This window comes from Streptomyces sp. NPDC005263 (assembly GCF_042872365.1).
In the GTDB taxonomy this organism is placed as follows: domain Bacteria; phylum Actinomycetota; class Actinomycetes; order Streptomycetales; family Streptomycetaceae; genus Streptomyces.
Map to the genome: position 1 here is coordinate 1,004,454 of NZ_JBIAKJ010000002.1, position 21,362 is coordinate 1,025,815.

A 21,362-nucleotide genomic window follows, 5' to 3' on the forward strand; every position below is an offset into this window, starting at 1 on the left:
ACCGGAGACAATGAACCCCGTGCGCTACCGGATTCTCGGCACCACCCAGGTACTTCGCCCCGACGGTACGTCCGTCCCGGTCGGCGGGGCGCGGCTGCGTGCGCTGCTGACCGTCCTCGCCCTGCGACCCGGCCGCACCGTACCGGCGAGCCTCCTCGTCGACGAGGTCTGGGACGGCGACCCGCCCGCCGACGCGACCGGCGCGCTGCAGGCGCTGGTGGGCCGGCTGCGCCGGGCGCTCGGCGCGGACGCGGTCGCCTCGGTGGACGGCGGCTACCGGCTCACCGCCCCGCCCGACGACGTCGACCTGCACCGTTTCGAGCGGCTGGCCGGCGAGGGCACCCGGGCGCTGGCCGACGGCGACCCCGCCAAGGCGGCCGTCGTCCTCGACGACGCCCTCGCCCTGTGGGGCGGTCCGGCCCTCGCCGACCTTCCCGACCGCACCGCCGAGGCCGCCCGCTGGGAGACCCGGCGGCTCGACGCGCGGCGCGCCCGCCACACCGCCGCCCTCGCGCTCGGCCACGCCGACCAGGCCCTGCCCGAGCTGACCGCCCTGTGCGACAGCCACCCCCTGGACGAGTCCCTCCAGGCCCTGCGCCTGCGCGCCCTGCGCGACGCCGGCCGCCCGGCGGAGGCCCTGGCCGCCTACGAGGACGTACGCCACCTGCTGGCCAACCAGCTCGGTACGGACCCGGGGCCCGAACTGCGCTTGCTGCACGGCGAGTTGCTGAGCCCCGCTCAGGGGGGAGGGCATCCCGGACGCGGTGGGCACAACGGATACGACGGGCACGGCGGGGGAGGCTCGGCGCACGGCGGGGGAGACGGGGGAGACGGCGCGAGCGTGCTCGGGTCCGCCGCGCATGGCCAGGGCCTCCGTGAGCAGGGCCCGCGCGGCCAGGGCCCGTACCCTTCGGGCGCGCACGGCCCAGGGGACTCCGGGGTGGGCGCCCCCGCCCCCGGCGGTCACCGCCCCGGCTCCCACGGCCCGGACACCCCGGCCTCCGGCTCTCGCAACGGCGACTCGTACGCTTTTGGCCTCCCCGGTCCGGACGGGCTGGACTCTGCTGCCTCAGCCACCCCTGGCGACCGCCCCGGCCCGCACGATGCGGCCGCCCCCGCGCCCCCCGGCAACCTCCGCGCCCGCCTCACCTCCTTCGTCGGCCGGGAGGGGGACATCGAGGACATCCGGGGCCACCTCGCGGGGTCCCGGCTGGTCACACTGCTCGGACCCGGTGGCGCGGGGAAGACACGGCTGTCGCAGGAGGTCGCCGAGACCGTTCGGGACGCGGCCCGGGACGGGGTGTGGCTGGCCGAGCTGGCGCCCATCGACGACCCGGACACCGTGCCCGAGGCCGTGCTCACCGCCGTGGGAGCGCGCGAGACCGTGTTGTACGGTGCCGGCGCCGAGGCGATGCGGGCCGGGACGGAGCGGCACGACGACCCCGTGGACCGGCTGGCCGAGCACTGCGGCAGGCGGCGCATGCTGATCATCCTCGACAACTGCGAGCACGTCGTCGAGGCAGCGGCCCGGCTCGCCGGGGAGCTGCTGGAGCGCTGCCCGGGCCTGACGATCCTGGCCACCAGCCGCGAACCCCTCGGCGTGCCGGGGGAGTTGCTGCGGCCCGTGGAACCGCTGCCCGAGCCGGTCGCGCTGCGGCTGTTCGCGGAGCGGGGCGCAGCGGCCCGGCCCGGCTTCCGGGTCGAGGACGATCCGGACGCCTGCGCCGAGATCTGCCGACGCCTCGACGGACTGCCCCTCGCCATCGAGCTGGCGGCCGCCCGCCTCCGTATGTTGACGCCACGTCAGATCGCCGACCGGCTCGACGACCGCTTCCGCCTGCTCACCTCCGGCAGCCGCACCGTCCTGCCCCGCCAGCAGACCCTCAGGGCCGTCGTCGACTGGTCCTGGGGTCTGCTGGACGAGGCCGAACGGGGCGTACTGTGCCGGCTGTCCGTCTTCGCGGGCGGCTGCGATCTCGCCGCCGCCGAGGCGGTGTGCGGCCCGGACGCCTTCGACGCGCTCGGTTCGCTCGTCGACAAGTCCCTGGTCGTGGCGGCGCCTTCGGGCGCGGGCGGGATGCGCTACCGGCTGCTGGAGACCGTCGCCGAGTACGCGGACGAACGGCTCGACGAGGTCGGCGCACGGGAGCCGACCGAGCGCGCGCACCTCACGTACTACCGCGAACTCGCCCGCACCACCGATCCGTTGCTGCGGGGACCCGGTCAACTCGCCGCCATCGGGCGGCTGGAGCGCGAGCACGAGAACCTGCGCACCGCCCTGCGTCACGCCATCGCCGTCCGCGACGAGCAGGAGAGCATATGCCTGATCCTGTCGCTGGCCTGGTACTGGCAGATGCGCGACCTGCGCATCGAGGCCCGCAACCTGTCCCGGGAGACGCAGCTGCTCGGCCCCGACCCCTTCACCGAACCGGTCCGCCCCGCCGCCCCGCTGTGGGAACGCTGCACGGACACCCCGCCCCCGTGGACCGGCGAGGTCCTCGCCGAGGCCCGTCGCGGTCTTCACCTCGTCCATCTGGCGTGCATGGACACCGAGTTGGGTGCCTGGCAGACTCCGGAGGCGCAGGCGAAGCTGCGCGCCATCGCCCAGACCTATCAGCCCGGCCTTCCACAGACCTGCCGCACCCCCGGCGCCTTCTGGTTCTTCGCCGTCATGCTCTCCGGCGACATGGACCGGCTGTTCGAGATCATCCACGCCACCGTCCGCACCTGCCGGGCGACCCCCGGATACGAGTGGGAACTCGCCGCCGCCCTGCACATGCGCGCCAACGTGCTCTCGAACCGGAGCGACTGGGCGGGCGACGCGTCCCGCGACGCCGAGGAGGCGCTGGAGATCTACCAGGGCCTCGGTGACATGTGGGGGACCGCTGAGGCGCTCGCCGCGCGCGGCGAGGCCCTCGAGAAGCGGGGCGAGTACCGCCGGGCCGCAGCCGACTACGAGGCCGCGATCGAGCACGCCGAACGGCTCGGCGCACGCGCCCAGGTGGCACTGCTGAACTCCCGGCTGGGCAGCGCCCTGCTGGAGGCGGGCGACTTCGAGCGCGGCGAGCGACTGCTGCGTGAGGTGATCGACGGGCGCAACGGCTCCGGCAACGAAGCGATGCCCGCCGCCCGGCTCTTCCTCGCGGGCCGGCTCGGCATGACCGACCGGGTCCCCGAGGCGCGCGAACAAATCCGGTTACTGCGCGAAGAGTTCAGCATCTCCCACTTCGCTGTCTTCGACGCCTTCATCCTCGCCGGGGAAGCCTGGCTGGAGATGGTCGACGGCTGTTACGAGAAGTCCCTGGAAGCGGCCCGGCTGGCGCTGACGCAGGCCGGCGACCCGCTGGCCGAGGCCATCGCCCCGTCCATGCGTTCCTACATCCTCGTCATCGCCGCTTCCGCTCTGGCCGGCGTCGACGGCGGCAGCCGCGCCCGCGACGCCGCCCGCTGCGTCGGTGCCGCCGACGCGCTGCTGCCGCCCAGCCATGTCCCCACGTCACTGGAGCGCGACGGGTATCGGCGTGCTGTCGACAGGGCCCGCGCCGCACTCGGCGACGAGGCGTACGAGGCGGCGTACGCGGAGGGCGGTGGCCTCTCCTCCGCGGAGGCCACCGCCCTGGTCTGAAACGCTCGGTCTGACACTGCTCGGATCCGACGGGCTCGGCTCCGACGCACGTGGGTCCGACGCGCGTGGGTCTGACATGCCCTGGGCCGGCGCGCTCCGGTCCGTCCGGCCCCGCTCCCGTCACGGAGCCCTCGGTCAGCTCTTGGTGCGGAACTTGTGGATCGCCACCGGCGCCATCACCGCGGTGATCGCCACCGACCAGGCCAGCGTCACCCACAGGTCGTGTGCGACCGGGCCGCCCACCATCAGGCCGCGCGCCGCGTCAGCGAGCGTGGACAGCGGGTTGTAGTCGGTGAAGGCCTGCAGCCAGCCCGGCATCGACTGCGTCGGCGCGAAGATCGACGAGCCGAACTGCAGCGGGAACAGCACCAGGAACCCCATCGCCTGCACGGACTGCGCGTTCTTCAGGATCACGCCCAGGGTGAGGAACACCCACATGATCGACGAGGCGAACACCACGGACAGGCCCACGGCGGCGAACAGACCGCCCCAGTGATTGATGTCGAAACCGACCAGGAGGGCGACGATCATCAGCACGGCGGTCGCGAACAGCATCCGCGCCAGTTCCACCGAGATCTTCGCGAACAGCACCGAGCCGCGCCCGATCGGCAGGGAGCGGAAGCGGTCCATGACCCCGGAGTTGAAGTCCTGGCTGAACCCGGTGCCGACGCCCTGGGACAGCGTCATGCTCATCATCGCGATCATGCCGGGGATCACGTACTGCACGTACCCGTCCTGCCCGCCGCCCAGGGCCTGCCCGATCGAGCCGCCGAAGACGTACACGAACAGCAGGGTGAAGACGATGGGCATCAGCAGCGCGTCGAACATCGACTCGGGATCCTGCCGGATCCACAGCAGGTTGCGGCGGATCAGCGCGCCCGTGTGGCGCAGGTGGCCGCGCAGCGGGATACGGGCGTCGGTGTCGGCTGTCGTGGTGGCGGTTGCGGCGCTCATACGGCGACCTCCTCGCGGGTCTCGGCGGGCACGGCGTCCTGCGGGGCACTGGCGCGGTGGCCGGTGAGGGACAGGAACACCTCGTCCAGGCTGGGGAGTTCGGTGCTGATGGAGGACAGCGTGATACCGCGCGCGGTGACCGCGCCGACCACGGCGGTCAGTTGCTCGTCGTTGAGGATCGGGACCAGGACGGTGCCGCTCTCGGCGTCCACGGTGGTGGTCGCGAGCCCCGTGATGCCGAGGTCGTCCAACGCGGAGGCGAGCGGACGCAGTTGTGCCGCGTCGGCGGGCCGGACCCGCAGCGTGCGGCCGCCGACCGTCGCCTTCAGCTCGTCGATGGAGCCGTTCGCGATGACCTTGCCGCGGTCCACCACGGTCAGCTCGGAGGCGAGCTGCTCGGCCTCCTCCATGTACTGCGTGGTCAGCAGGACCGTCACGCCCTCGCCGACCATGGCCTTGACCTCGGTCCACACCTCTTGGCGGGTACGCGGGTCGAGCCCGGTGGTCGGTTCGTCGAGGAACAGCACCTGCGGGCGCCCGATCATGGAGGCGGCGAGGTCGAGCCGCCGCCGCATGCCGCCCGAGTACGTGCTCGCCGGCCGCTTCGCGGCGTCGGTCAGCGAGAACCGCTCGAGCAGTTCGTCGGCGCGGGTGCGGGCGTCCTTGCGGGGCAGGTCGAGCAGCCGCCCGATCATGTAGAGGTTCTCCCAGCCGGAGATCTTCTCGTCGACCGAGGCGTACTGCCCGGTGAGCCCGATCACCCGTCGCAGCTGCCTGGGCTGCCGTACGACGTCGTATCCGGCGACGGTCGCCTGGCCGCTGTCGGGGGCGAGCAGGGTGGACAGGACGCGTACGAGGGTGGTCTTGCCGGCACCGTTCGGACCGAGCACACCCATCACGGTGCCCTCCCGCACGTCCAGATCGACGCCGTCCAGCGCCTTGGTCTCGCCGTAGTGCTTGACCATCCCCCGCACGGTGACGGCTGCCTTCCCGCCGCTGGGGTTGTTGTCGATTCGCTTCATGCCGACGACGGTGTCAGGCACCACCGACAAACGACCGACACCGCGCCGACAGCCCCCTACAGGGCGCCGACAGCGGCTAAGACCCACCTCGGGGGCTCGGCCCCGGGCCCGGAGCGGGGCTCCTACTCCGCCGCCACGATGCGCTCCACCGCGGCCGTCACCAGCTGTTCACGCTCGGCCTCCGTGAAGACGTCCGGCAGGGTGAGCTGCTCGACGATCAGCCAGTTCAGCGTCAGGATCAGCAGCTTGACGGCGGTGGCGTCGCCGGGGAGGCCGGAGGCCTCGTGATAGGCGACGTTGGCGTCGACATCGGCCCGCACCCGCTCCGTGAGGACCTTGCGCAGTTCGGGGCGGCGGGTGGCCTCGAGGCGAAGTTCCAGCAGCGCGAGGTAGCCGGTGCGGAAGGAGGCGACGCGGCCCACGAGTTCACGCATCAGCCCGACGTACGTCTCCCGGTCGCGGCCGGCCGCCCGCTGCCGGGCGATCGTGGCCTCGTCGGGCTGGAGCCGCTCGTAGACCCGGGCGCCCGCCTGGGTGAACAGATCGTCACGGCTGGCGAAGTAGTTGGATGCCGTGCCGGCCGGAACGGCGGCCTCGGTGTCCACGGCCCGGAACGTCAGCCCGCGCGCGCCCTCTCGGGCCAGCACCTCGATCGCCGCGTCGACGAGGGCCGCACGCCGCTGGTCGTTCCGTCTCACCATTGAGGCCACTCCGGGTGCAGTACTCCATTCAAACCACTTCAAGCAGAGTACTGCGTGACGGAGCCTCCGGGTCCACGAAACGGGCAGCCCGCCGACGGGGGAAGATCGGCGGGCTGCCATGGTGCCGCAATGGCTCAACTCGGCTCAGTGGACGGAGTGCTCCTCCAGCGGGAACGTGCCGCCGACCACGTCCTCCGCGAACGCCTTGACCGCGTTCCCCATGACCTCACGCAGGTTCGCGTACTGCTTCACGAACTTCGGTACCCGGCCACCCGTCAGCCCGAGCATGTCCGTCCACACCAGTACCTGCGCGTCGGTCTCCGGCCCGGCGCCGATCCCGACCGTCGGAATGTGCAGCACCCGGGTCACCTCGGCCGCCAGCTCCGCCGGAACCAGCTCCAGGACCACGGCGAACGCCCCGGCGTCCTGCACGGCCTTCGCGTCCCGCAGCAGTTGCTGGGCCGCCTCCTCGCCGCGCCCCTGGACGCGGTAGCCCATGGCGTTGACGGACTGGGGGGTGAGCCCGATGTGGGCCATCACCGGGATCCCGGACTCCACCAGCAGCTCGATCTGCCGGTGCGAGCGCTCCCCGCCCTCCAGCTTGACCGCCCCGACGCCGGCCTCCTTGACCAGCCGGGTCGCCGAGCGCAGCGCCTGCACCGGGCCCTCCTGGTAGGAGCCGAAGGGCAGGTCGCCGACGATCAGGGCGCGCTGGGTGCCTCGTACGACGGCCGCGGAGAGCATGGTCATCTCATCGAGGGTGACGGGCACGGTGGTCTCGTACCCGAGGTGACAGTTGCCCGCCGAGTCGCCGACCAGCATGACCGGGATTCCGGCCTCGTCGAAGACGGACGCGGTGGCCGCGTCGTACGCGGTGAGCATGGGCCACTTCTCGCCCCGCTCCTTGGCGGCGGAGAGGTCGCGAACGGTGATGCGGCGGGTGCCCTTCCCCCCGTACAGCGCCTTGCTGCCGTCGGAGGGCTTGGTCTGGGCAGCCGAGAGCTGCGTCATGGCAACGGCTCCTTCAGTCATCTCGAGGCGCCCTGACGGCGTCCCCGGATCTCCTCCATGGTGGCACTTCGTGCCAGGGAGGGCTAGGGGAGGTCGGTGTGAGCGTTCCGGCACGTAAAACCTGGGTAAGGATTTTCGATACGAGACGGTGCCGTATCGGAATTGCTCTAGGGTCGACCGTATGACTACCGCAGTCCCTGACTCCCGCATACCGGAAGCGGTGCACCGGCGCCGCTGGGCGATCCTCGGCGTGCTGATGCTGAGCCTGTTGATCGTGGTGCTGGACAACTCGATCCTGAACGTCGCCATCAAGACGATCTCCACCCCCGCCCCCACCGGCCTGGGCGCCACCCAGAGCGAACTGGAGTGGGCGATCAACGCCTACACCCTGGTCTTCGCGGGTCTCCTGTTCAGCGCGGGCCTCCTCGGCGACCGGCTCGGCCGCAAGAGGGTCCTGCTCGGCGGCCTCTTCGTCTTCGGCGTCGGCTCCGCCCTCGCCGCCACCTCCGGCTCGCCGGGTGAGCTGATCGCCTTCCGGGCGGTGATGGGTCTGGGCGCCGCCTTCGTGATGCCCGCCACCCTCGCCGTCCTCATGAACGTCTTCGAGCGCGAGGAACAGCCCAAGGCCATCGGCATCTGGGCGGGCGGGGTCGGACTGGCCATCGCCATCGGGCCGATCACCGGCGGCGTCCTGCTCGACCACTTCTGGTGGGGCTCGGTCTTCCTCATCAACGTGCCGATCGTCGTCCTCGCCCTCGCGCTGATGCTGTGGCTGGTGCCCGACTCCCGCGACCCGAACCCCGGCCGGATCGACCCCGTCGGCGTGGTGCTGTCCGTCGTCGGCCTGGTCCTGCTCGTCTACGGCATCATCAAGGGCGGCCAGCTCGCCGACTTCACCGACGCGACCGTCCTCGCGACCATCGGCGCCGGTCTGGCCGTACTCGTCGCCTTCGTCGTGTTCGAGAAGCGCAGCGACCACCCGTCCATCGACGTCACCTACTTCAAGAACAAGGTGTTCTCGGCCGCGATCGCGGCCATCGCGCTGGTCTTCTTCGCGCTGATGGGTGTGACCTTCTTCTCGGTCTTCTACACCCAGAGCGTGCGCGGATACTCCCCGCTGCAGACCGGTCTGCTGATGCTGCCGCTGGCCGCCGCCCAGATGATCTTCGCGCCCCGCGCCCGGCTGGTCGTGGACCGCTTCGGGTACCGGGCCACCACCACGGGCGGCATGACGGTCATCGCCGCGATGCTGGCCGCGTTCGCCACCCTGGAGGCGGACACGCCGATCTGGCTCCTGGAGGTGATCTTCTTCCTCATGGGCACCGGCATGGCGCACATCATGACCCCGGTCAGCGTCGTCATCATGCAGGCCCTGCCCCGCGAGAAGGCCGGCTCCGCCTCCGCGCTCAGCAACACCTTCCGCCAGGTCGGCGGCGCCCTCGGTATCGCCGTCCTCGGCTCGGTCCTGTCCACGGCGTACCGCACCGGCATCGAGGACAAGCTCGGCGCGCTGCCCGCGGGCCTGCGGCACACCGCGGGCGAGTCCATCGAGGCGACCCTGGGAGTCGCCGCCAAGCTCGGCCCGCGCGGCAAGGCCCTCATCGACCCGGCCAACGACGCGTTCCTGCACGCGATGCACGTCACCGCGCTGTGGGGAGCGGGCGTCGCGGTGGTCGGCGCGATCGTGGTCGCCCTGTACCTGCCGGGGAAGCCGAAGGCCCCTCAGCAGGGCGACGAGAAGCAGGAGTTGGTGGCGACGGAGTAGCCGTCCGCGACCGGTTCCCCGGCCCCGGCGGCGGCGTGCCGGCGCCGACCGGGGAGAATCACCGCAGCACAGGAAAGGACCAAGCGACGTGAGCGACGTGAGCGGTCTCACCGACGGCCGGCCCCGGCAGGAGGGCCCCGCCCGGGGCCGCCCACGGAGCGAGGCCGTGGAACACGCCATCGTCGAGGGGGTGGTGAAGCTCCTGGAGGAGGGCGTGCCGCTCGCGGAGCTGTCCATCGAGCGCATCGCCCGCACCGCGGGTGTCGGCAAGGCCGCCATCTACCGCCGCTGGAGCGGCAAGGACGAGCTCTTCGTCGACGTAGTACGCACGACCGAGCCACAGGACCCCGAGCTTCCCGGTACCTCGGTACGCGACGACCTGGTCGCTCTCCTGGAGCAGGTGCGCCAACGTGGCCTGCAGACCCGTTCGTCGGTGGTCCTGCACAGCGTCTACGCCCAGATGAAGAGCAGCCCGAAGATCTGGGCCGCGTACCACGCGACGGTCATCGAGCCGCGCCGTCGGATCCAGCTCGAGATCCTGCGCCGCGGGCAGCGCAGCGGCCAACTGCGTGCCGACATGGACGTCGAGTTGCTGAACGACCTGATCGTCGGTCCGATGCTGCTGCGCACCGTCATGCGCCCGGACGCCGACCTCCCGGAGGGCCTGGCGGAGCAGATCGTCGACGCGCTCCTCGAAGGGCTGCGGCCGGCGAGCTCACCACCTGTCACTTCCTCACCGGCGTAGCGCATGTGCGTGTTTCGTCACAGAGCGCGCTTTCCCTCCCAGGAGCGGAACTGGTGTCGCCGACTTGTACGTCATCGTGCCCGTACGGGCGTCCCGGGGACGGACAGGAAGGTGCCCGTCATCCCCTAGGGTCTTACACGGGGGGCGAACGGTGGGCACGGCGGGCAGTGAGGCGACGGTATGGCGCAGCAGGCGTACATGACGGAGACGGACAACCAGGGCTCGGGTCACGAGCCTCGGGGAACCCGGTTCCGGCGCCTGATGAGCCGGCTGGCGAACCGTCTGTTCGCCGGCCGGCGGGATGGGCGGGGGATCTGGCGCCGGGGCATGGTGCTCACCGCCCTCGCGGTCCTGGTCGGCCTGATCATGCTGTTGCACGCGCAGGTCCCGAACACGATCGGCAACTCCGGCAGCCTCATCGAGACCTTCCTGCCCTGGCTGGGCGTGTCCGTCCCGGTCCTGCTGGTGCTCGCGCTGGTGCGCAGGTCGGCGACCGCGCTGATCGCCGTGCTGCTCCCGGCGATCGTCTGGCTGAACCTCTTCGGCGGGCTGCTCGGCGACAAGGCGGGCGCCGGCGGCGACCTCACGGTGGCCACGCACAACGTCAACGCCGAAAACCCGGACCCGGCCGGCACCGCCCGTGACGTGGCCGGGTCCGGCGCGGACGTGCTGGCGCTGGAGGAGCTGAAGACCTCGGCGGTCCCGGTCTACGAGAAGGCGCTGGCGTCGACGTACCGGTACCACTCGGTGCAGGGCACGGTCGGTCTGTGGAGCAAGTTCCCCATGACCGACGTCCGGGCCGTCGACATCCAGCTCGGCTGGACGCGCGCCATGCGTGCCACGGTGACCACCCCCGCGGGGCAGGTCGCGGTGTACGTCGCCCACATGCCGTCGGTGCGGGTGAAGATCGAGGCCGGGTTCACGGCCCGGCAGCGGGACAAGAGCGCGGACGCGCTGGGCGAGGCCATCGCCGACGAGAAGCTCACGAAGGTCGTGCTGCTCGGCGACCTGAACGGCACGATGAACGACCGCGCGCTCAACGGCGTCACCTCCCAGATGCGTTCCACGCAGGGTGCGGCGGGCAGCGGGTTCGGGTTCAGCTGGCCGGCCTCGTTCCCGATGGCGCGGATCGACCAGATCCTGGTGAAGGGGATCGAGCCCGAGAGCTCGTGGACGCTGCCGGAGACCGGGAGCGACCATCTTCCGGTCGCGGCACGTGTGAGTGTCGACACGTCGTCCTGACGGGGACGGCTGGAATACCGGGCCAGGGCGGCTTTGTTCCGTACTTGAACATAAGAAACAGCAAGACGTACGGAACTCTGCTCTCCCTTTGAAAGGCAATGGTCTCTTCATGCCCCTGGCCCTGCTCGCCCTAGCCGTGGGCGCCTTCGGCATCGGTACGACCGAGTTCGTGATGATGGGCCTGCTGCCCGACGTCGCGAACGATCTGCACATCTCGATCCCCACCGCCGGACACCTGGTCTCGGCGTACGCGCTCGGTGTGGTGATCGGCGCGCCGCTGCTGGCCGCGGTCACCTCGCGGATGTCCCGCCGCACGGTCCTGATCGGCCTGATGGCGCTGTTCGTGGCGGGCAACGTACTCTCCGCGTTCGCCCCCGACTACCACTGGCTGCTGGCGGCCCGCTTCCTCAGCGGCCTCCCGCACGGCGCCTTCTTCGGCGTGGGTGCCGTCGTCGCCACGACCATGGTGGCGCCGGAGCGCAAGGCCCGCTCGGTGTCCCTGATGTTCCTCGGGCTGACGGTCGCCAACGTGGCGGGCGTCCCGGTCGCCACGCTGATGGGCCAGCACCTGGGCTGGCGGGCCACGTTCCTCGGCGTCGGCGCCATCGGCCTGGCGGCGATAGCCGCGCTGGCCCTGCTGATCCCGCACGACCGGACGGCGGCCTCGGAAACGGGCCTGCGCGGCGAACTCGCGGCGCTGAAGTCCCTCCCCGTCTGGCTGGCGCTCGGTACGACCGTCGCGGGCTTCGGCGCCCTGTTCGCCGCGTACAGCTACATCACGCCGATGCTGACCGACGCCGCCGGGTACGCCGACTCCAGCGTGACGCTGCTGCTGGCGCTGTTCGGTGTCGGCGCGACCGCGGGCAACCTGCTGGGCGGGCGGCTGGCCGACCACTCGCTGCGCGGCACGCTGTTCGGCGGACTGCTGTCGCTGGTGGCGGTGCTGGCGGTGTTCCCGGTGCTGATGAGCACGGCGTGGAGCGCTGCCGTGGCGGTCGTACTGCTCGGCTCGGCGGCGTTCGTCACCGGCTCCCCGCTCCAGCTGATGGTCATGGAGAAGGCGTCGGCGGCCCCGTCCCTGGCGTCCTCCGCCAACCAGGCCGCGTTCAACCTGGCGAACGCCGGGGGCGCGTGGATCGGCGGCGCCGCACTGGCCGCCGGCTTCGGCGTGACCTCTCCGGCGACGGCCGGGTCGGCCCTGGCCGTGCTCGGGCTGGCGGTGGCCGGCGCCGCGTACGCCGTGGACCGCCGCCGGGCCCCGGCGACCAGCCGCGGCCGCCTGGTCGCCTCCCACGTCCCGCAGGACGCGGAGGCGGTGCGGTCCTGAGCCGCGCGTGGTGACCTGCACGGCAGGTGCTGAGACACCTCGGGGCCGACAGTCGAAGGACTGTCGGCCCCGAGGCGTTGCGATCGTGCCTACAGCGCCGGAAGGTTCTTCCGCAGCTCGAACGCGGTGACCTCGCTGCGGTACTCCTCCCACTCCTGGCGCTTGTTGCGCAGGAAGTGATGCGGGGCGGGAGCGACCTCCCCCGATCGGCGTTGACGCAGCGTCGACAGACGGGCGGGGGGTCGTTGGTGGCCGTCGTTGGTCGCTCTGGGCCGTCCTTCGACGGCCCCGGGACGGCCCAGGACGGCCCGGCTCACCCACCCCCGCGAAGGTGCCGGACGTGGGACTCTTAAGGCTGACACCGGGCGAGGAGAGAGGGAGATCGAGTGTCGCAGCAGTCCAGCCCCCGGGGGACGTTCCTGAAAATCGCCGACCTGGTGAAGACCCGGATCGAGGCCGATCCGGGTATGTCGGAGCTTCCGTCTGCCGCTGATCTCATGCGCGACTACAAGATCTCGCGGGGGGTCGCGCTCCGGGCATTCGGGGCTCTCCAAAAAGACGGTGTCGCCGAACCGGCACCGGGCGGGCGGTGGCGCGTCGTACGTGCCGGAGCACTGGCGGACCGCCGACCACTTGAACAGCGCATCGCTGACGTCATCACGGATGAACACCTCGTAGTCGGGGCAGCGTTCCCCAGCGCGTCCGTGCTGGCCGAGCGGTTCGGGGTCTCACGTCCCACCGTGACGAAAGCACTGGACAAGTTGGAGGCCGCCGGCGTGCTCGCCAGTGGAGGACAAGGCAAGGTGCGGACCGTTCGTGCCGTGCCGATTCGAGAGGAGCGGTCGTAGCTTGTCGGACCTGTTGGAGTGGGCGTATCCCCTGGGCGAGTCCCTGCTAGCCGAGCCGCTGCCACGGCGCTGGAAACACTGCCTAGGCGTTGCCGAGCGGGCGCGCACCATCGCGCCGATCCTTGGGCAGGACGCGGAGCTCTTGGAAGCTGCCGCCGTGCTGCACGACATTGGTTACGCTCCGGACCTTGCCAAGACCGGCTTCCACCCGCTCGATGGTGCTCGCTACCTCCGCGATGTCGCGAACGCTGGCGAACGGGTCGTGAACCTGGTTGCGCATCACTCGTGCTCATGGATGGAGGCAGATTCGCGCGGCCTGCGGGGCGAGTTGGAGAGCGAGTTTCCGCGTGAGGGGGCTCACCTGAACGACGCGCTCTGCTACTGCGACATGAACACGACGCCGGACGGCACACCCACGAACCCGATCGACCGGATCAACGAGATCACCGGACGGTACGGGCCGGAAAGCCTGATCGGAACGTTCATCCGGCGCGCGGAACCGGAGATCCTCGGATGCACCTCACGTGTGTTCGAAAGGGTCGCCGCCGTCAAGCGTCAGCCGACGTAGGGGGTCGTCTGCGTCCGGTCCATGGCGTGCTCGATACGGAGCCGCATGGTGGGGTGGATGTCCAGCGCAGACAGGTCCGCGGGGGCAACCCAGCGGACCTGTGTCGTCTCGTCGCTCGTACGCAACTCCCCACCGACCGGACGGGCGCGGAAGCAGATGCTGAACTGCTGGCGGACTTCGCCGTCGTCGTACTGCATCACGTGCCCGGGGTCCGTATAGATCCCGGACACGTCGACGACTTCGGCCCTGATACCGGTCTCTTCCCAGACCTCACGGACGACGGTGTCACTGATGGACTCGCCCACATCGTGGCCGCCACCGGGGAGTGCCCAACGGCCGTTGTCGGAACGCTGGATCATCAGCACCTGATCAGCGTTGTCCTGCACGAACGCCACGACGGATGGCACAACCGAGTTCGCCGGCGGTGCTTCGGGGTCGTGCAGGTAGTCGATGCGTCCCATGGTCAGGCTCCCGTGATGTCGCGTTCCGTGATCGGGCGGGCGTGCTCCCACGTGTGATCGATGCTATTCGCGTACGTATCGAACATGCCGCCGCCAGGCAAACGACGCAGGTGCAAGGCGGGGGCCATGTACGCGCCGATGCCGTAGACGTGCGGGTTCACCAGCATCTCGTCATCGGAGCGATAGATGGAGTTGTAGAGGGTCGAGTCGTGCAGCCGGAAGCCGATGCCTGGGTGATCCCTCAGCAACGGGCGGTACAACACCAGAGCATTGCGAATCTTGCCGTCCATGATCTGGTGACCTTCATCTATGCCGCGTTGCCGAACGGCCGCGCAATCGGGGTCCCCCAACAGGATGCGCACGCGGACGCCCGCCGCTACCTTGGCCTTCAAAAGGTCGTGGAAAACGGGGTCCTCTGAGAGGAAGAGTCCGGAGTAGACCAGCACGTCAAGACTCTCCTGTGCCCTGTCGTACATCTCGCGCCAGAAGCCGGACGGCACCGTATGACGGTGCGGGAACACCGTGGCGATCTCCGCTTTGGTCAGGCCCGTTGCAGTCTCGACCGCGCGCCCGTCGTCCCACAACGTGGTGACGTCGACCTTGAGGAACGTAGCGGTGGCGTACTGATGGCGCCGGTATGGGACCTTGCCCTGCGTGATCCAACGCTCGACGGTCTTCGGGTTGACGTCGATCGCTTCGGCCAGGCTCTGAACTGTCATGTTCCGGGCCAACAGGGCTGACCGTAAACGCTCGTTGGACATCTGCACCCCCGGTGGGACGTCTAGGGACTTCTTGACGGTAGCCAGAACTCCCCAAGCTGTCTACGTGCGGGGTGAACAACTCCCCTGACCTGCGGCCATTCTGAATGTGCGCCAAGAAGTCCCGGCGCAAAACCAAGAGGTTCCGTCAGCAGGCTTGACGGCGCCCCATGCAGTACCTGTAAAACAGGTACTGCAACGGCCGAACGAAACAGCTCGGCTGGAAGGCGGCTTCATGCCGCTGCGCAAAGGGCGGAGAACGCTGCAAGACCGCCCGCTAAGGCCCAGGTGAAACAGGGTTTCGGCCCGTACTGGGGAGGTGGCCCGGCGACCGCGAGCAACGGCCGGAGTGTGGGGATTCAGTCCCCCTTGCAGTGATGTTCCGTGCCCCTTCTACCTGGGAGTTTCCGATGCTTCGAACCCCTTGGGCGCCGCCGTGATGGACCGGCCGGCGGTGCCAGTGCGACACCCGAGCCAGTGAGCAGAGCACGCGCTCGCGGCCGAACCGGTCCACCCCCTTCCTGCCATCGCAGCGGCTAGCGCTGCGGCCGGTTGCCTCCCCCGCCCGTCCGACCACGCTTCACGCACTGGTCGTACGGGCGGGGCGGAGGGGAGCCGGATGTTCCGACTTCAACGGCGCGCACCCCCGGAGCGGCTACTCCGGGGGTGCTGTTCGGGCCGTTCCACCTGCTAGGGAGACCACGACCCATGAACCACATCGTCACTGTTCAGGAGGCTGTTACCGCGTTCGCCGACTTCATGGAGCCGACGGATGCGGAGCTGGACGCGATCGAGCAGGAGATGCCCGTGATCCTCGCGGACGTCGACCTGCTCGACGCGCAGATCATCACCCTTGACCGCACCCCGACCGAGCTGGACAACCGCCGCATCCGCCGGGCCCGCCGCCGGGCGCTGACCGAGCGGCTCGCCCTCGTCAACCGCACCGCCGGCATCAAGCTGCCTGGCGGTGCCGCATGAACACTACCGACCAGAACCTGACGGCCGCGCACGCTGAGGTGAAGGCGGAGATCACGCGGACCGACACCAAGACGGCACTGTTGCTGGCGTTCGTCGGCGCGGTCCTGGCCGGCGCCTGGACGATCGCCCGCGACCTGCCGCTGTCCTGGCCCGCCCTGGTGGTCGGAAGCACCGGGATGGCGCTGCTGGTCGCGGCAGCCGGACTGCTGCTGCGGTCGGTGCGCCCGAACCTGCGTGGCCGTCACGGCTTCCCCCTGTGGGCCACCCTCACGCCGGAACAGATCGCCGACGCGGTCGCGCGTGACCTGGCTACTGACATCGCGGGTCTGTCCCGTCTCGCGGTCGGCAAGTTCACCAGCCTGCGCCGCGCTGTCGACCTGACCTTGACCGGCGGTGCCCTGCTCATCCTCGCTGTCGTGATCGCGGCAGGGGGCGCGGCATGAACCACAAGCCGCTGACGAAGGTTCAGGTCGGTGTGCTGGCCGCCGCGTTCGTGCCCATGCTGGCTACGGGTGTGGTCGGCGGTATCGGCACCTACAGCAACATCGGGCACGCCTACGGCAAGGGGACGGCGCTCGGGGCCCTGGGTGCCGGTGAGGGAGCCACGGCGGTGCTGGCCTTGGTCCTGCTGGGACTGACCATGCTGGGCCAGTCCTCCCCGCGGATCGTCCGACTCGGGCTGTGGGTGCTGCCGGCGGCCGCCGCCGTCATGGGCGCGATGGCCGCCCCCGACCCGGGCCGTACGGTCGTCTATGCCCTGACTCCGATGGGCATGTCGGTGTCGGCTGAGGGCATGGCGTTCCTCGCCCGCCGGATCGTGGTGCACACCGACGGCCGCGACGCCGAGAACGAACGCCGTACTGCCGACATCGTTCAGGCGCTGGCCTACCACAGGGCCCGTGCCGCCCACCACCCGAGCGATCGGGTCAAGTGGTGGTCGGAGCGCAAGTCGTGGCGTCTGGCCCGCAAGGTCGGAGTCGGGGATGCGGCGCTTGGAGTGAGGCTGCTGGACGTCCAGCGCGACCGCGTCACCGCCGGTGCGGACGCCGCGTTGGCCTCGATGTTCGACTCCTCCGCACCCGCTCCCGCCGCAATCGCGAATGTGGAGGAATCTATCGAGACCGAGAGGAATCGGTCTACGGCTGACCTGCCCGAATCGACCACGCCGCCGATCACCGCGACGGTGGTTCGGGTGCCCGATCAGGGGCCGGTCGACTTCATGAAATCGACTCTGCCGCTCAAGCCCCTCCCGCCAATCGAGTCGGCCCCCGTCCGGTCGATCGAGCGGAGTGTGGCACCCGCCGCAGCGCCCCGCCCGCGCGGGGTGACCGGTCGGGTGCCCGCCGTTGCCCGATCGCCCCGACCCAAGCGCACACCGGCCGAGTTGCTGGGGGAGGCGCGGACCGCGACGGCCGGTTGGTCGGATGCTGAACTGACTGCTGAGGGCATCCGCCGGGAGGTGCGTACCTCGCCGGCCAACGCGCGGATGCTGCGCGACACCCTCAAGGCTGAGCGCACCGCTCAGGCGTCGTGATGTCGGCGGCGTGGGGCAAGTGTTACGACCCCTCCGGCGCCCGCTACGGCGTGCCCGCCTACCCGTGGCGCCTCGCCCCTGAAGGGCTCGCCACCCGACGGCAGTTACGGGCCCAGGGTCTGCGTCCGGGCGGTCAGCCGATCCAGGCGCAGGTCATGCGCGCCAACCGGCGCACCGGCGGTATGCGCATCGCCTACCTCTACCGCGTCGACCTGGCCATGCCGGTCCGGCCGATGACGTCCCGCAAGTGGGGCGCCCTCGCTTTGGCGATGCTCGCCCGCCGCACCTGCCCCCAGTGCCAGCTGGACGTCGGTTACTGCATCTCCCGCCGCTACGGCATGTGCGGGATCTGCATCACCGCCGAAGAACAGCAGTCAGCCGCCTGACCTGTCGCGATACCGAGACGGAGACACCGTTGAAGCTCACCGTCAGTACGCACAAGCTGCCCGGCTACGGGCCCACCCTGCGCACCACCAAGCGGATGACCGAGCAGGCCGTACGCATCGTGAACCGGGCCGTGCCCGGCAGCATGCCCGACCTTGAGGTCATCCTGACCAACGCGCGCGGCATGGCCGAACTCGGGGCCGCCGCCTACACCGAACTCGCCGGCGTCCTCGACAAGCGCACCCGCGCCCGCGCCGAACGCGACGCCCTGCGCGAGGCCCGCGACGCGGCAGGCCGTGCCATCCCGCGCACGGACGGGAGTGCGCTGGTCCTGCTCAACGTCGACCAGCACCCCGGCGAGGCCGAGATGGCCGTCACCCTCGTCCACGAACTCGTGCACTGCATGCAGTTCAGCCGCAGGGACGTCGTCGAGCGGATCGTGCGCGATGCCCGCGACGGCTTCCGTGTCGAGCGTCAGTCCCGCCGCCAGGCCCGCGAGCACGAACGCGCCGTCGAGCAGGACGAGCGCGAGGCCTACGGCAAGGAACACCTGGCCAACCAGCTCGTTCCCGGCGCCGCCGCCTAACCCCGCGCCCCTCCCCGAACTCCCGCCCTGATCGGGGCAGTCAGGAGAACTTCCAGCATGAGTGAGAACGTCGTACGTCTCCACAAGGACCCTGAACCTGCTGTTCAGGACGCGTCGGTGACCACGTTGACGGTGGTGGAGGACGCCCCGGCGGTGCCGGTGGTGCCGCTGTGGGTGCGCTCCGGACGGGCCGTCAAAACCGCCGTGACGCACGAGCGCACCACGACCGCCGCCCGCACCGTGGCCCGCCACGGCCTGTACGTGGTCGGCGGGGGCCGGATCGTGGCCCGCCGCACCTGGGACGGCCGCACCGCCGCCCGTTACGAGCGCATGCTCCGTGCGGCGGAAGCCGCGGGGAACTACGACGTGGCCGCGGAGTGGGAGGAGCGCGGGCAGCGCTTCCGCGACGCACGCCACCGCCGCCGTATGGACCTGCTCACCTCCCCGATCGACGCGGCCAAGGGCGCACTGGTCGGCACCGGCATGGGCATCGGGACCCTGGTCGCCCTCGGGGTCGTGCTGGCCATCGCGAACAAGGACGTTACGGACGTCGTGACCCCGGTCATGGCGGTGATCGAGTTCATCCGCCTGATGATCACGATCGTTCAGGTGGTGTGGGGACCGCTGGTCACCATCGGTCCGTTCCTCGCGCTGCTCGCCCTGTGGGCGGTCGGCAGCAAGCAGCAAGCCGCCCCCGCCTGGGCCCTGCCCGACAACATCCGCTCCGGCGAGGGCGAGCCCATCACCCCGTCGATCGTGGTCAAGGCCCTGCGTGACCTCGGGGTGCCCGCGCTGCGGGGCGCCATCAAGGAGATGGGCGACGCCGGCGCCTCCATGCTCGGTCCCATCCGGATCGCCGGGTGCGGTGTCGAGGTCGACGTCACGCTTCCCTCGGGGGTGTCGACGATCGAGGTGCAGAACCGGCGCCGCAAGCTCGCTGAGAACCTGACCCGGCACGAGCACGAGGTGTTCATCACCATCCCGACCGCCGCCCGTACGGTGCGACTGTGGGTCGCCGACTCCGGAGCGCTTGACGAGCCGATCGGCCCCTCGCCGCTGGTCACCGACGAGACGCTGACCGCGGACTACGCCAAGGGTCGCGCCCCCTGGGGGCAGGACCTGCGCGGGGATGCCGCCGCCCTCAGCCTCTACCAGCGCCACCTGCTCATCACGGGCCTGTCCAACCAGGGCAAGACCGTCGCCCTGCGCTCCCTCGCCCTGTGGGTCGCCCTCGACAAGTCGGTGCAGTTCCTCATGGGCGACCTCAAGGGCGTGGGCGACTGGGCCATGTTCGACGGGCTGGCCACCACCCTGATCCAGGGGCCGACGGATGAGCACGTGATCCAGGTGATCGAGATGGTGGAAGGCGCCGTCGACGAGATGAACCGCCGTATCCAGGCGCCGCCCGGCACCGTCTTCCCGGCACTGATCGTGCTGGTCGACGAGGCACAGGTCGCGTTCATGTGCCCGGCCAAGGACGAGGACAGGCGCCCCTACGGCGGCGCCAAAGCCAACTCCCGGTACTTCATGGCCGTCCGTAAGATCCACAACCAGGGACGTGCGGTCAACGTCCTGATGTGGCAGGGCACCCAGGACCCCACGAACGAGAACCTTCCCAAGCTGGTCCGCGAGGGCGCCCACACCCGCGCCTCCCTCGCCCTGGGCACCGAATCGCAGGCCCGCATGGCCCTGGGGGACAAGGCCGTCGACGGCGGCGCCGCCCCCAACCTGCTGCGCCCCGGCCTGGACCAGGGAACCCTGGTCGTCGCCTCGTCCGGGATCGACATCCCCGCCGGACAGTCGTCCATCACCGTGCGCACGCACTACATCGACGACGACTCGGCCGAAGCCATCACCGACCGCGCCAAGGCACTGCGCGACGGCGTCACCACCCTGCACGCCATCGACCGCGACCAGGACCGTGACCCGCTCGTGGATATCGCGTCCGTGGTCGGCACGGCGGAGCGGGTGCGGACGAAGGACGTACTGTCCCGGCTCGGCACGCTCAACGCGGACGCCTACGGCGGCTGGTCGTTCATCGACCTCAAGCGCGTCCTGGACGGCACCGGAGCCGAGCCGTACAAGTCCGACGGCGTCATGGTCGTCGGCCGTGACCGGCTCGCCCGCGCCCTTGCCAACCGCGACACCGAGGGTTCCGCTTCCACCGCTGAGTGACAGGGAGCCGACCGGTGGCGGGTCAGGGAGACAGGGAGAACTCCCTGAACCCCTCCCTGATCCGCCTCCCTCCACCTGACCTGCACAAATGATCGTTCAGGGAGGCAGGGAGGCACCCCAGGTCAACCCCCTGAAACCCCCTCCACAGCGCACCCCCAAGGGGGTGCCGCAACCTCCCTGACCCACTGCCGGAAGGGATTCCGCATGTACCCCGAGCACTCCGGTTACCTGCCCGCCGAACGGGCCGTGACCGTCCACCAGCCCACCCCCATCACCCACCCGCAGGCGGCCCCGCTCGTGCCCATGCAACCGGGTGCGGTTCCGTCCGTGGCGAGCATCGTCCTGCCCGACGGACAGGTCGTCACCGGCTACGCGATCAGCCCCGTGCAGCCCGAACCCCTCGCCGCCAAGCCGCCCGTCTCGCGTACGGCGGTCAACGTCGCGTTGGGCGGGGTCGGGTTCCTTGCCGTGTGCGGCGGGCTGCTGCTGCTCACGTCGTTCATCGCAGCCCTCACCGCGTTCATCACGCAACTGATCACCCTCGCCGCCGTCATCTTCGGCGGATGGATCGCCGTACAGATCTTCAGCGCGAGCGGCCACAGCGGCGGGACCACGGTCAACATCCGCAAGGCCGTCATCAAGCGCAACCACTTCCACGGCTGAACAACCAGACAGGAG

The 21,362-nt window shown here is 70.5% G+C and carries 20 protein-coding genes and 1 pseudogene; 14 read left to right on the forward strand and 7 right to left on the reverse strand.

Going from position 1 to position 21,362, the window contains the following annotated elements; all coding sequences use genetic code 11:
- Positions 1-10 precede the first annotated feature (10 nt).
- On the forward strand, positions 11-3,625 hold the full coding sequence (locus ACFYRY_RS11740) for a BTAD domain-containing putative transcriptional regulator (protein ID WP_389142751.1): 3,615 nt from the start codon (positions 11-13) through the stop codon (positions 3,623-3,625).
- A gap of 135 nt (positions 3,626-3,760) precedes the next feature.
- Here the strand turns inward: ACFYRY_RS11740 and ACFYRY_RS11745 are convergent, their stop codons facing one another.
- The 4 genes from ACFYRY_RS11745 to panB form a co-directional block, all read right to left on the reverse strand.
- Complete coding sequence (locus ACFYRY_RS11745) at positions 3,761-4,579, reverse strand: ABC transporter permease (protein ID WP_389142754.1); 819 nt, start codon at positions 4,577-4,579, stop codon at positions 3,761-3,763.
- Positions 4,576-5,601: an ATP-binding cassette domain-containing protein gene (locus ACFYRY_RS11750; RefSeq protein WP_389142756.1), complete on the reverse strand. Its 1,026-nt coding sequence runs from the start codon at positions 5,599-5,601 to the stop codon at positions 4,576-4,578. The genes ACFYRY_RS11745 and ACFYRY_RS11750 overlap by 4 nt, the downstream gene beginning before the upstream one ends.
- 122 nt (positions 5,602-5,723) lie before the next feature.
- On the reverse strand, positions 5,724-6,302 hold the full coding sequence (locus ACFYRY_RS11755; protein ID WP_389142759.1) for a TetR/AcrR family transcriptional regulator: 579 nt from the start codon (positions 6,300-6,302) through the stop codon (positions 5,724-5,726).
- A gap of 144 nt (positions 6,303-6,446) precedes the next feature.
- Positions 6,447-7,313 (reverse strand): 3-methyl-2-oxobutanoate hydroxymethyltransferase, encoded by an 867-nt coding sequence (panB, locus tag ACFYRY_RS11760; protein ID WP_389142761.1) that lies wholly within the window; start codon positions 7,311-7,313, stop codon positions 6,447-6,449.
- A gap of 181 nt (positions 7,314-7,494) precedes the next feature.
- Here panB and ACFYRY_RS11765 point away from each other — a divergent pair, with 181 nt between their 5' ends.
- The 4 genes from ACFYRY_RS11765 to ACFYRY_RS11780 all read left to right on the forward strand — a co-directional run bounded on the left by ACFYRY_RS11765 (position 7,495) and on the right by ACFYRY_RS11780 (position 12,392).
- Positions 7,495-9,078, forward strand: a complete 1,584-nt coding sequence (locus ACFYRY_RS11765; RefSeq protein ID WP_389142764.1) for an MFS transporter — start codon at positions 7,495-7,497, stop codon at positions 9,076-9,078.
- Between the two features lie 88 nt (positions 9,079-9,166).
- Positions 9,167-9,823, forward strand: a complete 657-nt coding sequence (locus ACFYRY_RS11770) for a TetR/AcrR family transcriptional regulator (RefSeq protein ID WP_389142767.1) — start codon at positions 9,167-9,169, stop codon at positions 9,821-9,823.
- Positions 9,824-10,084: 261 nt separating this feature from the next.
- Positions 10,085-11,065 (forward strand): endonuclease/exonuclease/phosphatase family protein, encoded by a 981-nt coding sequence (locus ACFYRY_RS11775; protein WP_389143733.1) that lies wholly within the window; start codon positions 10,085-10,087, stop codon positions 11,063-11,065.
- 109 nt (positions 11,066-11,174) lie between these two features.
- Positions 11,175-12,392, forward strand: a complete 1,218-nt coding sequence (locus ACFYRY_RS11780; protein WP_389142769.1) for an MFS transporter — start codon at positions 11,175-11,177, stop codon at positions 12,390-12,392.
- An 89-nt stretch (positions 12,393-12,481) separates the two neighbouring features.
- Here ACFYRY_RS11780 and ACFYRY_RS11785 read toward each other — a convergent pair.
- Positions 12,482-12,568, reverse strand: a pseudogene (locus tag ACFYRY_RS11785) (glutamine synthetase); the annotation flags it as partial.
- A gap of 210 nt (positions 12,569-12,778) precedes the next feature.
- Here ACFYRY_RS11785 and ACFYRY_RS11790 point away from each other — a divergent pair.
- Both ACFYRY_RS11790 and ACFYRY_RS11795 read left to right on the forward strand, forming a co-directional pair.
- Positions 12,779-13,240, forward strand: a complete 462-nt coding sequence (locus ACFYRY_RS11790; RefSeq protein ID WP_389142772.1) for a GntR family transcriptional regulator — start codon at positions 12,779-12,781, stop codon at positions 13,238-13,240.
- A gap of 1 nt (position 13,241) precedes the next feature.
- A complete protein-coding gene (locus ACFYRY_RS11795) occupies positions 13,242-13,808 on the forward strand; it encodes an HD domain-containing protein (protein ID WP_389142775.1) in 567 nt (188 codons plus the stop codon).
- Here ACFYRY_RS11795 and ACFYRY_RS11800 read toward each other — a convergent pair.
- Both ACFYRY_RS11800 and ACFYRY_RS11805 read right to left on the reverse strand, forming a co-directional pair.
- Positions 13,796-14,269, reverse strand: a complete 474-nt coding sequence (locus ACFYRY_RS11800; protein WP_389142778.1) for an NUDIX domain-containing protein — start codon at positions 14,267-14,269, stop codon at positions 13,796-13,798. The genes ACFYRY_RS11795 and ACFYRY_RS11800 overlap by 13 nt on opposite strands.
- A gap of 2 nt (positions 14,270-14,271) precedes the next feature.
- Positions 14,272-15,030 (reverse strand): XRE family transcriptional regulator, encoded by a 759-nt coding sequence (locus tag ACFYRY_RS11805; protein ID WP_389142780.1) that lies wholly within the window; start codon positions 15,028-15,030, stop codon positions 14,272-14,274.
- A 705-nt stretch (positions 15,031-15,735) separates the two neighbouring features.
- On the opposite strand from ACFYRY_RS11805, the gene ACFYRY_RS11810 reads away from it, so the two are divergent.
- The 7 genes from ACFYRY_RS11810 to ACFYRY_RS11840 all read left to right on the forward strand — a co-directional run bounded on the left by ACFYRY_RS11810 (position 15,736) and on the right by ACFYRY_RS11840 (position 21,347).
- Positions 15,736-16,005 (forward strand): DUF6284 family protein, encoded by a 270-nt coding sequence (locus tag ACFYRY_RS11810; protein WP_389142783.1) that lies wholly within the window; start codon positions 15,736-15,738, stop codon positions 16,003-16,005.
- Positions 16,002-16,448 (forward strand): Pycsar system effector family protein, encoded by a 447-nt coding sequence (locus tag ACFYRY_RS11815; protein ID WP_389142786.1) that lies wholly within the window; start codon positions 16,002-16,004, stop codon positions 16,446-16,448. The genes ACFYRY_RS11810 and ACFYRY_RS11815 overlap by 4 nt, the downstream gene beginning before the upstream one ends.
- Complete coding sequence (locus ACFYRY_RS11820) at positions 16,445-17,539, forward strand: conjugal transfer protein (RefSeq protein ID WP_389142789.1); 1,095 nt, start codon at positions 16,445-16,447, stop codon at positions 17,537-17,539. Before ACFYRY_RS11815 ends, ACFYRY_RS11820 begins: the two co-directional genes overlap by 4 nt.
- Positions 17,539-17,925, forward strand: a complete 387-nt coding sequence (locus ACFYRY_RS11825; RefSeq protein WP_389142791.1) for an RRQRL motif-containing zinc-binding protein — start codon at positions 17,539-17,541, stop codon at positions 17,923-17,925. The genes ACFYRY_RS11820 and ACFYRY_RS11825 overlap by 1 nt, the downstream gene beginning before the upstream one ends.
- A gap of 29 nt (positions 17,926-17,954) precedes the next feature.
- Positions 17,955-18,509: a hypothetical protein gene (locus ACFYRY_RS11830; RefSeq protein WP_389142793.1), complete on the forward strand. Its 555-nt coding sequence runs from the start codon at positions 17,955-17,957 to the stop codon at positions 18,507-18,509.
- Between the two features lie 57 nt (positions 18,510-18,566).
- Positions 18,567-20,684, forward strand: coding sequence for an FtsK/SpoIIIE domain-containing protein (locus ACFYRY_RS11835; protein WP_389142796.1), 2,118 nt, complete (start codon positions 18,567-18,569; stop codon positions 20,682-20,684).
- Positions 20,685-20,888: 204 nt separating this feature from the next.
- On the forward strand, positions 20,889-21,347 hold the full coding sequence (locus ACFYRY_RS11840; protein ID WP_389142798.1) for a hypothetical protein: 459 nt from the start codon (positions 20,889-20,891) through the stop codon (positions 21,345-21,347).
- The last annotated feature ends 15 nt before the right edge of the window (positions 21,348-21,362 follow it).